Origin of the sequence: Polaromonas sp., from assembly GCF_029945895.1 — a bacterium.
Taxonomy (GTDB): domain Bacteria; phylum Pseudomonadota; class Gammaproteobacteria; order Burkholderiales; family Burkholderiaceae_C; genus Polaromonas.
Window position 1 is genome coordinate 1 of sequence record NZ_JAQSDL010000100.1, and the last position, 10,049, is coordinate 10,049.

General features: G+C 65.9%; 11 protein-coding genes. 7 read left to right on the forward strand and 4 right to left on the reverse strand.

Annotation, left to right across the window (positions count from 1 at the left end):
- Nucleotides 1–242 (forward strand): hypothetical protein (locus PSV33_RS14960; RefSeq protein ID WP_300563006.1); only part of this gene is annotated, 242 nt, incomplete at its 5' end.
- On the opposite strand, the gene pcp is transcribed toward PSV33_RS14960, so the two are convergent.
- Together pcp and PSV33_RS14970 are read right to left on the reverse strand one after the other, a co-directional pair.
- Nucleotides 235–873 carry a pyroglutamyl-peptidase I gene (gene pcp / locus PSV33_RS14965; RefSeq protein WP_366945604.1) on the reverse strand — a complete coding sequence of 213 codons (639 nt, stop codon included), beginning with the start codon at nucleotides 871–873 and terminating at the stop codon, nucleotides 235–237. The two genes, PSV33_RS14960 and pcp, sit on opposite strands and share 8 nt — an antisense overlap.
- Before the next feature lie 94 nt (nucleotides 874–967).
- On the reverse strand, nucleotides 968–1,645 hold the full coding sequence (locus PSV33_RS14970; RefSeq protein WP_300563010.1) for a DUF4136 domain-containing protein: 678 nt from the start codon (nucleotides 1,643–1,645) through the stop codon (nucleotides 968–970).
- A gap of 124 nt (nucleotides 1,646–1,769) precedes the next feature.
- Here PSV33_RS14970 and PSV33_RS14975 point away from each other — a divergent pair, with 124 nt between their 5' ends.
- The 3 genes from PSV33_RS14975 (at nucleotide 1,770) to PSV33_RS14985 (ending at nucleotide 5,253) form a co-directional block, all read left to right on the forward strand.
- On the forward strand, nucleotides 1,770–2,639 hold the full coding sequence (locus tag PSV33_RS14975) for a neutral zinc metallopeptidase (RefSeq protein ID WP_300563012.1): 870 nt from the start codon (nucleotides 1,770–1,772) through the stop codon (nucleotides 2,637–2,639).
- A gap of 151 nt (nucleotides 2,640–2,790) precedes the next feature.
- The gene (locus PSV33_RS14980) at nucleotides 2,791–4,248 is read left to right on the forward strand and encodes a DEAD/DEAH box helicase (protein WP_300563014.1); all 1,458 of its coding nucleotides are present in this window, start codon (nucleotides 2,791–2,793) and stop codon (nucleotides 4,246–4,248) included.
- A gap of 99 nt (nucleotides 4,249–4,347) precedes the next feature.
- Nucleotides 4,348–5,253 (forward strand): YihY/virulence factor BrkB family protein, encoded by a 906-nt coding sequence (locus PSV33_RS14985; protein ID WP_300563027.1) that lies wholly within the window; start codon nucleotides 4,348–4,350, stop codon nucleotides 5,251–5,253.
- A gap of 94 nt (nucleotides 5,254–5,347) precedes the next feature.
- Here PSV33_RS14985 and PSV33_RS14990 read toward each other — a convergent pair whose 3' ends face one another.
- Nucleotides 5,348–6,199, reverse strand: a complete 852-nt coding sequence (locus tag PSV33_RS14990) for a symmetrical bis(5'-nucleosyl)-tetraphosphatase (RefSeq protein ID WP_300563016.1) — start codon at nucleotides 6,197–6,199, stop codon at nucleotides 5,348–5,350.
- A 23-nt stretch (nucleotides 6,200–6,222) separates the two neighbouring features.
- Here PSV33_RS14990 and PSV33_RS14995 point away from each other — a divergent pair, with 23 nt between their 5' ends.
- A complete protein-coding gene (locus PSV33_RS14995) occupies nucleotides 6,223–7,566 on the forward strand; it encodes a hemolysin family protein (protein ID WP_300563018.1) in 1,344 nt (447 codons plus the stop codon).
- Between the two features lie 138 nt (nucleotides 7,567–7,704).
- Here the strand turns inward: PSV33_RS14995 and PSV33_RS15000 are convergent, their stop codons facing one another.
- A complete protein-coding gene (locus tag PSV33_RS15000; protein WP_300563021.1) occupies nucleotides 7,705–8,142 on the reverse strand; it encodes a hypothetical protein in 438 nt (145 codons plus the stop codon).
- Nucleotides 8,143–8,416: 274 nt separating this feature from the next.
- Here PSV33_RS15000 and PSV33_RS15005 point away from each other — a divergent pair, with 274 nt between their 5' ends.
- Together PSV33_RS15005 and PSV33_RS15010 are read left to right on the forward strand one after the other, a co-directional pair.
- Nucleotides 8,417–9,739 carry a cation:proton antiporter gene (locus PSV33_RS15005; protein ID WP_300563023.1) on the forward strand — a complete coding sequence of 441 codons (1,323 nt, stop codon included), beginning with the start codon at nucleotides 8,417–8,419 and terminating at the stop codon, nucleotides 9,737–9,739.
- 128 nt (nucleotides 9,740–9,867) lie between these two features.
- A partial coding sequence (locus tag PSV33_RS15010; RefSeq protein WP_300563025.1) for a metal-dependent hydrolase occupies nucleotides 9,868–10,049 on the forward strand: 182 nt, incomplete at its 3' end.

Below are 10,049 nucleotides of genomic sequence, written 5' to 3' on the forward strand. Positions count from 1 at the left end.
CAGCGGTTAGCATTCCTTCCATGAAGTTATCCCGCCTTTTTCAGCCCCGCAATCCCCTGTTCTGGATGGCCATGGCGCTCAATGCCCTGTCGGCTGCGCTGGCCTGGATTGTTCACAACCGGGTGCTGGACACCTGGGCCACCCTGATCGTCGGCGGTTTTGCCCTCAGCAACGCGCTGATCGGCAGCTGGTTGGTCTGGCGGCTGCTGCGGGATGAGCCCGCCCCAGAAAAAATCAACTGATCGTTCCCGCGCCCTGCGTGATGTCGCGCTGCGTGGTTATTGCCGCGCCTGCGGCCACACCCAGCCCGCGCACCACGTCGTCCAGCGCCATGTGGGGCTGGCCCTGGCCGGGCAGGAAGGGCACGTGAACAAAGCCACCGCGCGTGCGCTTGAAGCCGCGCTGCGTGGCCAGCATGTGCATGAGTCCGTAGAACACGTGGTTGCAGACAAAGGTGCCGGCGGTCTGCGACACCTCGGCGGCAAGGCCTTCTTTCTGCAGCGCCTGCAGCATGGCCTTGATGGGCAGCGTGCTGAAATACGCCGCCGGTCCGCCGGAGACGACGGGCGTGTCCACCGGCTGCGCGGCGGCATTGTCGGCAATGCGTGCGTCGTTCACATTGATGGCGACCCGCTCCAGCGAGAGGGCGGTGCGTCCGCCAGCCTGACCGACACAAATCACCAGCGCCGGCCGGTGTGCGCGCAGCAGTCGCTCCAGTTCGTCCAGCGAGGCTTCAAACACAGTCGGCAGTTGGGCTGCCACCACCTGATGGCCACTGATGCGCCGGCCATGCAGCGCCTGAACTGCCAGCCAGCTCGGGTTCAGGGTGTCGCCGCCGAAGGCGTCAAAGCCAGTCAGCAGGATGCGCGGCAGGGGCGTGGAGGTGCTTGGGCGTGGCATGCCGCCATTGTGAAGCAGTGCCGACCGCCCGCGCCTTCAGCACTGCCCCGGGGACCGTGCAAGACGCCTATTTCCGGATCAGCGCGCCGGTTTCGCGGTCGAAGCGGACCTGGCGCACCTGCCCGTTCTGGCCGGGAAAGCCGTCGAGTGCTGAACGCACCAGGTAAGGCATGACCGCGGGCAGGCTGGCGTTTCCCTCGTACACCACGCGTGATTCGAACACGGCGCGTGGCTGCCCCGGCGGGCCGCTGCGGGTGTCGAGCAGGCGCAGGTTGAGCTGGCTGAACTGCACGGTGTAGGGCATCACCCGGTCGCCCACATAGGTCGGACCGAAACGGCTGGGCGCCCAGAAGCCGGGGAAATACTGGCCAGCGGCGTTGCGGCGCGGCGGGTAGAACACCAGCGGGTTTTCATACACCGGCTGCAGATAGGTTCTTTGCTGGGTCTGGTTGACGGTGCTCAGTTCAGCCAGCAGGCGCGCGGGCTCGCCCGCGGCGGCAGGCCGCAGGCCCAGCTTTTCGAGTTCCAGCTGCGCATACCGCTCGTAGGTGGCCTGTTCCAGCTCCTGCGGCGCGCCCCAGCGATTCTGCGGCGGCTTGATGAAACTGAAGCTGCTGCCAGCGGCGTCGGCGGGCCACTGGTTGAAGCTGGTGACCTGGGTCACCAGCGGGCTCGCACAGGCGGTCAGCAACAAGGCTGACAGCAAAACGGGAAAAATGCGGGCGCGTTCAAGAAACTTGTTCATGTTCAATGGGATGCTGCAGCGGGCGAAATGTTCCGTTTCTGGATTCAAGGCTCAAGTAAAGTAGTTCGCACAGTGTGCACAGTTTGCACCGCACCGGCGGCGCCGACACCAACGAAAGTTCATCATGAAGTGGGAAGGCAACCGCGAATCCGACAACGTCGAGGACCGCCGCAGTGGCGCAGGTGGGGGCGGGCTGCTCGGTGGCCGCAGCATCGGTATCGGCACGATTGTCCTGGCAGTGGTGGGCGGCTGGATTTTTGGCATCAACCCGCTGACCATTCTGGGTGCGCTCAGCGGCGGCACGCCGACCGCCCAGGTCCAGCAAGGGCCGGCACAACGCCCGCCGGCCGATGACCGCATGGCCAGTTTTGTGTCCACCGTGCTGGCCGACACCGAAGATGTCTGGAAAGTCGTGTTCACCCAGGGCGGCAGCACCTACCAGGAGCCACGGCTGGTGCTGTTTCGCGGAGCCACCGCCACGGCCTGCGGCCAGGGCCAGGCGGCCATGGGGCCTTTTTACTGCCCGGCCGACCAGAAGGTCTATATTGATCTGGGCTTTTACGAAACCCTGCAGAAAAAGCTGGGCGCGCCCGGCGACTTCGCCCAGGCGTACGTGATCGCGCATGAGGTTGGCCACCATGTGCAGAACCAGCTCGGCATCACCGGCAAGATGGACCAGATGCGCGGGCGTGTCAGCAAGGCCGAATACAACGCCATGAGTGTACGGCTGGAGTTGCAGGCCGACTGTTTTGCCGGCTTGTGGGCGCATCACGCGCAGCGTGCCCGCGCCATCCTGGAGCAGGGCGATGTCGAGGAGGCGATGAACGCTGCCGCAAAAATCGGCGACGACGCGCTGCAACGCGGGAGCGGCGGGGCCATCGTGCCCGAGAGTTTTACCCATGGCAGCAGCGCCCAGCGTGCGCGCTGGTTCAACAATGGCCTGCAACAAGGTAACGTCAAGGCCTGTGACACCTTTTCTGCCAGAAATTTATAGAAAACAGGCTTCCAGCCCAAGCCCTGTATGCGCAAGCAGCTATTAAATCAATAGCATTCTGACGAAGGAAAACCGGGCATCCGCAGGCGGGAGCGGACGGTGGGCCGGCTGAAAAGCCTTTACCGCCCAAAGTGCGACAATAGCAGGCTAAATGACATCATCTTTTTCGAACCTTTCGCTGGCAGAACCGCTGGCCCGCGCCGTAGCCGAAATGGGCTACGAAACCATGACCCCCATCCAGGAGCAGGCCATTCCGGTCGTTCTTCAGGGCAGGGACGTGATGGGCGCCGCCCAGACCGGCACCGGGAAAACCGCCGCGTTCGCGCTTCCACTGCTGCAACGCATGATGAAGCACGAGAACGCGTCGACCTCGCCGGCGCGCCATCCGGTGCGCGCGCTGGTGCTGCTGCCCACGCGCGAACTGGCGGTGCAGGTCGCCGAGCAGGTGAAGTTCTACGCCAAGTACACCAACCTCAACAGCGCGGTGGTGTTCGGCGGCATGGACATGAAGCCGCAAACCGCTGAGCTGAAAAAAGGTGTCGAGGTGCTGGTCGCCACGCCGGGCCGGCTGCTCGACCACATCGAAGCCAAGAACACCGTGCTCAACCAGGTCGAATACGTGGTGCTCGACGAAGCCGACCGCATGCTGGACATCGGCTTCCTGCCGGACCTGCAGCGCATCCTGAGCTACCTGCCCAAGCAGCGCATCACCTTGCTGTTTTCGGCGACTTTCTCACCCGAGATCAAGCGCCTGGCATCGAGCTTCCTGCAGGACCCGGTGACGATCGAGGTGGCGCGTTCCAACGCCACCGCGTCCACGGTGGAGCAGCATTTCTACGCTGTCAGTGCCGACGACAAGCGCCGCGCGCTGCATCAGGTGCTCAAAACACGCGGCATCAAGCAGGCGTTTGTGTTTGTCAACAGCAAGCTCGGCTGCGCCCGCCTGGCCCGCTCGCTGGAGCGCGAAGGCCTGAAAACCACCGCCCTGCACGGCGACAAAAGCCAGGACGAGCGCCTCAAGGCGCTCGAGGCCTTCAAAAGCGGCGAAGTCGATTTGCTGGTGTGTACCGATGTGGCCGCGCGCGGCCTGGACATCAAGGACGTGCCGGCGGTGTTCAACTTCGACGTGCCTTTCAACGCGGAAGACTATGTGCACCGCATCGGCCGCACCGGCCGCGCCGGCGCCTCCGGCCTGGCGGTGAGTTTTGCGGCTGCCAGCGATCAGCGCCTGGTCACCGACATCGAAAAACTCATCAAGACCAAGATCGAGCTCGAACCCATGGAGTTCGACGAGGACCAGCCGCGCATCAAGGAACAGGGCCGTATCAACGACGGCCGGCGCATGTACCGCGACAGCGGCGACCAGCCAGTGCGCGAGCCGGTGGAGGCCCAGCGCGACCGGCCGGAGCGCCGTGAACGCCGCGAGGCACCACCACAGCGCCAGCAGGCTTCGCGCGATCCGTTTTTTGACAAGCCTTACGAATCCAGCCTGCCGGCCGAAGCACAACCGGCCTGGGAAACTGCTGCCAAGAGCGGCGCCTCCCGCGGCGTGTCGGCCAACATCAAGCCGAAGAAAAAAGTCGCTGCACTGTTCAAGACAGCCAGCTGAAGCGGCGGGTCTCCGGCAGCATTCGGGGCCGGGGCCTACTGTTTCCCGCGCAGGCGTCCGATGGTCTTGCCGGGCCAGCCGGGCTATGCTGGCGGCATGATGCCTACGTACGCTGGCTTGCGCCGCGCCTACCAACGTTCCTCCTTTCCCACCCTGTTGCGTCCGGCGCGCCGCGCTGTCGACCTGTGGCTCAACGCTGACGGTCTGCGCATGAGTGCCGCCATGTCCTTCTACGGCATTCTCAGTCTGGCGCCCCTGCTGGTGCTGCTGGTGGCGGTGCTGGGCTGGTGGCTGGACCGCAGCTACATCGAGAGCAGCCTGATCCGGGAGATCGGCGGCGTGATCGGCGAGCAGGGCGCGCAGATGATCAAGCAGGCACTGGCCAGCGCGCAGAAGCCGTCCGAGGGGCTGCTGGCTTCGGGTATTGCATTCATCCTTCTGCTGTCCGGTGCCACCGGCGTGTTTGCCGAGCTTCAGGACGCCTTCGAGCGGCTCTGGCGCCAGGACACGGGCGTGCCACCGCAGCAGAAGTGGTGGTACAGCGCCTCGCTGCGAGTGCGCGGCATTGCCTACATCCTGGCCTTTGGTTTTCTGTTGCTGGTGTCGCTGGTGATCTCCGCCGTGCTGAGTTTCCTGACCACCTGGGCCGGCAGCTACATGCCGCTGGAGCGTGTGGCGGTGGTGATCAACGAGCTGGTGTCCATGGCTTTTTCGGCGGGGCTGTTTGTTGCGCTGATGCGCATGAGCGCCGGGCCCAAACCTGCGATGCGTTACCTGGTGATGGGCGGCATTTCCGGCGGCATCCTGTTTGCGCTGGGCAAGTACCTGATGGCGATTTACCTGTCTACCGCGGCCGTGGTGTCGGCCTATGGCGCGGCCGGCTCGCTGGTGGTGCTGCTGATGTGGATCTATTTCTCATCGGCGGTGCTGCTGCTCTCGGCCAGTGTGGCGCGCGCCCTGGCTGACGAAGCTGCGCTCAGAAACCCTGCCCCGCCGTCCGTCTGAGCACCGGACAGGCTGCCGGTTTGCTACTTTATTGATAGCTGCCGGCGCACGTGGCTATTGGGCTGAAGGCCAAAACCTTTTGTTTTTGTGGAACTCAGCCCGGTGCGCGGACCTGCGGACAGGGCACGCGGATCAACTCGAACTGACCGGGCTTCTTGCCCAGCCGCGCCGCCGTCAGGCAGCCGCCCCAGACGCAACCCGTGTCCAGCGGCAGGGTGTTGGCCAGCAGGCCGGCCCCGCTGGCCGCGGTATCGGCCCCCAGCGTGGACCAGTGGCCGAAGGCGATGGGCAGACCGGCGGTTTGGCGGCCCGGGACTTCAAACCACGCCAGGTAACCCGGCGGCGCCGTCTGCGTGCTGCCTGTGGTGGCAAATTCCATGGCGCCGTCGGCGGTGCAGAAACGCAGGCGGGTCAGGGCATTGACAATCACGCGCAGCCGCTCGGCACCGGCCAGGGTCTCTTGCCACTGGTTGGGGGTGTTGCCATACATCGTTTTCAGAAAGCCGGCCAGGTCGGGGCCGCGCAGCGCCTGCTCGACCTCGCCGGCCAGCGCCATGGTCTGCGCTGCGTCCCATTGCGGCAGCACGCCGGCATGCACCATGAGCCAGCCGTGTTCGTGGATCGCCATGCGGCGGTGCCGCAGCCAGTCGAGCAGGGGTTCGCAGTCGGGCGCGTCCAGCACCTGCTGCACGGTGTCGCTGCGGTGCGGCTTGCGCAGCCCGTGGCGGATGCCGAGCAGGTTCAGGTCGTGGTTGCCCAGCAGGCATTGCGCGGCATCGCCCAGGCCGGACAGGCTGCGCAGGACGCCCAGCGAGTCCGGGCCGCGGTTGACCAGGTCGCCCAGGAGGTAGAGCGTGTCGCGGCTGGGGGAGAAATCCACGCTGCGCAGCAGGCGCTGCAGCGGCTCGTTGCAACCCTGCAGGTCGCCAATCAAGTAAAGTGCCATGTGTTCATTCTGCCTCCGGATCCATGGATTTCATCCTCATCGCCTTTCTGACCCTGCTCAACGGCGTTTTTGCCATGTCCGAGCTGGCGCTCGCTTCCAGCCGCAAGGCCAGACTCAACGCCATGGCGGAGTCGGGCGACAAAGGTGCAGGGGCGGCGCTGACGCTGCTGGAAAATCCGACGCAATTTCTCTCGTCGGTGCAGGTCGGCATCACCTCCATCGGCATGCTCAACGGCATCATCGGCGAGGCGGCCTTCAGCGGCAACCTGTCAAGCTGGCTCCAGACGTTTGGTGCGTCGCCCCGTGCGTCCGACATCACGGCCACCGCGCTGGTGGTCACCGTCATCACCTTCATCACCATTGTGTTCGGCGAACTGGTGCCCAAACGCATCGGCCAGCTGTACCCCGAAACCGTGGCCCGGCTGGTGTCTCGCCCGATGATGTGGGTGGCCACCGGGGCCAAGCCTTTTGTGCGGCTGCTGTCCTTCAGCACCCAGTCCGTGCTCAAGCTGCTGCGGGTGGACAACGCCGGCGAGCGCACCGTGACCGACGAGGAAATTGCCGCCAGCCTGGAAGAGGGCGTTGACGCCGGCCTGATCGAGGAGCACGAGCACCAGATGGTGCAGAACGTTTTTCTGCTCGACGACCGGCTGCTGACCTCGCTGATGCGGCCGCGTTCGGACATCGAGTGGCTGGACGCCAGCGACACCGTAGCGCAGGCGATTGTCAAGGCCGGCGAGACCGGGCACTCGTGGTACCCGGTGTGCCGCGGCAGCCTCGACGACGTGGTGGGCGTGGTGAACATTGCCAAGCTGCTGGCCCTGCGCGGCCAGATCCAGCCCGCTGGCGAGGCCACCGGCACCGGCAGCACCCCGACGCTGGCTGACCGCATTGACGCCTACGCGATTCCCGCCATGTTTGTGCCGGAAACGCTGACCGGCATGGAGCTGCTGGAGCAGTTTCGCACCCAGTCCACCCGCATGGTGTTTGTGGTGGACGAATACGGCGTGGTGCAGGGCCTGATGACACCCATGGACATGCTCGAAGCCATCACCGGCGAGCTGCAGCCCGGCGCGCAGGTGGATGCCTGGGCCACGCGGCGTGCCGACGGCAGCTGGCTGATTGACGGCGTGATGCCGGTGTCCGAGCTCAAGGCCCGGCTCGACATCCGGGAGCTTCCCGACGAGGACCGGGGCCGCTACAACACCGTGGCCGGCCTGCTGCAAAGCGTGTCCGGCCGCCTGCTGGGCACCGGCGATCTGGTCGAAGCAGCGGGCTGGCGTTTTGAGGTGCTGGACCTGGACGGCAAACGCATCGACAAGGTGCTGGCCAGCCAGATCATGGTCCCGTCGGAACAGCCGGTCTGAACCAGTAGTCGGCTCACCCGCCTTTCTGAAAGCGTTTTCGGCCTCCAGCCCAAGCGGGGAAAGCGCCACCAGCTATGGATTCAATAGCAGTGCGGGGGGCGGACGGCGCAGGGCCGGCTCAAGGCCGTTCGAGGCCGCTCAGGGCCGGCTGGCCGGACGCACGGCCGGCGCCACCGTGATCAGCACCTCGTTGCCGCCGAAGTTGCTGCCCTGCATCTGCACCGTGGCCACACGTTCGGCCTTGGTGAAGGTCAGCAGGCTGAGTTTGGAAAACGAGCTCGAGGTCAGCGTCCAGCCAGCGGCGGGCAGGTTGTCGCGGAACCAGGCAAACGCGGGTTGCGCCTCGCCCGGCACGGTCAGGCTCAGCCGCCCCATCCAGGTGTTGCCCGAACCCATGACCAGCGTGTCCTGCTGCTTGATGACGGCGCCCTGCGGCAGCGGCACGTCGCCCGCCAGCTGTTTGGCCGTGGCCTCGGTCACCGTGCTGTCGCTGCCCACGGGCGTGCTGCCCATGGAGCTGCAGGCCAGCAGTGCGAAGGTGGCAGAAAAAACGAGCAGGGTCTTGAGGGACGTCATGGTTGGAACCCGGTAGGTGGTAACACACACTCTTGACCGCACCCGTGTGATGCTGCGCCAGAGGCCGCCGGCTCCCGCTTCCCGGCTGGCAGGCAGCGAGATTGTAACGGGGGGTATGCCCAGGGTGCAGGCGCCCGCCGCCGCGGACGCTGTATCCTTGTTTGCATCATCAACCGAACAAGACATCCGGGCTGCCTCGGCCGGAAAGCCTTCATGAACCCTCCACACCGCCTGCCGCAAGTCCGGCGTGCCCGGCCCCTGACCGGTCTGCACGATGAATAATGCCCTGTGGTTCATGCTGGTGGGGGGCCTGCTGCTGGTCATGGGGCTGACCCACACCGTGCTCAAGCGGTCGCCGGTCACGGCCGCCATCATTTACCTGGCCGTGGGGCTGCTGGTCGGCCCCAGCGCGCTCAACCTGCTGCACTTCAACCCGCTCAAGGAGTCGGCCTTGCTGGAGGTGCTGACCGAGGGGGCTGTGCTGATCTCGCTGTTTTCCGCCGGCGTCAAGATGCCGGTGCCCTTCAGCTTTGCCCGCTGGCGCGCGCCGATTCTGCTGGCCACCGTGTCCATGACGCTGACTGTTGCGATGGTTGCGGCCTTCGCCTTCTATGTGCTGGGCCTGCCGCTGGGCGCCGGCGTGCTGCTGGGCGCGATTCTGGCGCCGACCGACCCGGTGCTGGCCACCGATGTGCAGATCCGCCACCCGGGCGACCGTGACCAGCTGCGTTTTACCCTGACCTGCGAGGCGGGCATGAACGACGGCAGCGCCTTTCCCTTTGTGATGCTGGGGCTGGGCCTGCTGGGCCTGCACGAGCTCGGCGACTTCGGCCTGCGCTGGGTCCTGGTGGATGTGCTGTGGGCCACGCTGGCCGCCATCCTGATCGGCGGCGTGGCAGGTATTGCGCTGGCTCGCCTGGGCTGGAAATTCCGGCGCGAGCCGCACAAGCACGAGTTGCTCGACGACTTCCTGGGCCTGGGGTTGATCGGCGTGGTCTACGGTTTGACGGTGATGGTGCACGCCTGGGGCTTTCTGGCCGTCTTTTTTGCCGCCGTGGCGCTGCGCCAGGCTGAACTGAAGCTGGCACGGAACGCGCTCAAGGCATCCGCCGGCGCCCTGGACACCGCCGGCCCCAGCGCGCCGGCCAGCGCCGGCCCCGCCGAAGATGCGGACTCGCTGCACACGGTCAGCGAAGGCTCGCTGGTCTTCAAGGAACACCTGGAGCGGCTGTCCGAGCTGGTGCTGGTGCTGCTGGTGGGCGGCTCCATGTTCCTGACCTCCTGGAGCTGGCCGGCGGTGGGGCTGGCCTTGTTCCTGTTTCTGGTGGCGCGCCCGCTCAGTGTGCTGGTCGGCATGTGGTTCACGCCGGCGCCCTGGCGCATACGCGGCATGACCGCGTGGTTCGGCGTGCGCGGCATTGGTTCGCTGTATTACCTGATGTACGCCATCCAGCACGAGTTGCCCGAGACGCTGGCCCTGCAGATGATCCAGACGACGCTGGTGGTGGTGGCGCTGTCCATCCTGCTCCACGGCGTCAGCGTCAAGCCCTTGATGGCTCACTTCTGGCGGCGGGGCAAACAGACGCCTGTGCCCTGAAGCCTGCCCGCCTTCTTCATGCGAACGGGTGACATGGAGCCCCGTGCACAGACAACGCCCCGGCCCGGCCAGGGGACAAGGGCCCCAGGCCGGGCCGGCTGGCGGGGAGCTGCGTTAAGCTGCCCGCCATGGATTCACTGACCCAGATTGCGCTTGGCTCGGCCGTCAGCGTGGCCGTCATGGGGCGGCGCACCGCCGTGTGGAAGGCCGCCTTGTGGGGCGGGGTAGCTGGCACGCTGCCGGACCTGGACGCCTTCATCGACCACGGCAACGCCATCCTCAACATGACGCTGCACCGCGCCGAAAGCCA

What these genes read in the sequence shown, in the direction of transcription:
- PSV33_RS14970 (WP_300563010.1), bottom strand. Translation starts at nt 1,645, where the DNA reads ATGAACAAGTTTCTTGAACGCGCCCGCATTTTTCCCGTTTTGCTGTCA.
- PSV33_RS14975 (WP_300563012.1), top strand. Translation starts at nt 1,770, where the DNA reads ATGAAGTGGGAAGGCAACCGCGAATCCGACAACGTCGAGGACCGCCGC.
- PSV33_RS14980 (WP_300563014.1), top strand. Translation starts at nt 2,791, where the DNA reads ATGACATCATCTTTTTCGAACCTTTCGCTGGCAGAACCGCTGGCCCGC.
- PSV33_RS14985 (WP_300563027.1), top strand. Translation starts at nt 4,348, where the DNA reads ATGCCTACGTACGCTGGCTTGCGCCGCGCCTACCAACGTTCCTCCTTT.
- PSV33_RS14990 (WP_300563016.1), bottom strand. Translation starts at nt 6,199, where the DNA reads ATGGCACTTTACTTGATTGGCGACCTGCAGGGTTGCAACGAGCCGCTG.
- PSV33_RS14995 (WP_300563018.1), top strand. Translation starts at nt 6,223, where the DNA reads ATGGATTTCATCCTCATCGCCTTTCTGACCCTGCTCAACGGCGTTTTT.
- PSV33_RS15000 (WP_300563021.1), bottom strand. Translation starts at nt 8,142, where the DNA reads ATGACGTCCCTCAAGACCCTGCTCGTTTTTTCTGCCACCTTCGCACTG.
- PSV33_RS15005 (WP_300563023.1), top strand. Translation starts at nt 8,417, where the DNA reads ATGAATAATGCCCTGTGGTTCATGCTGGTGGGGGGCCTGCTGCTGGTC.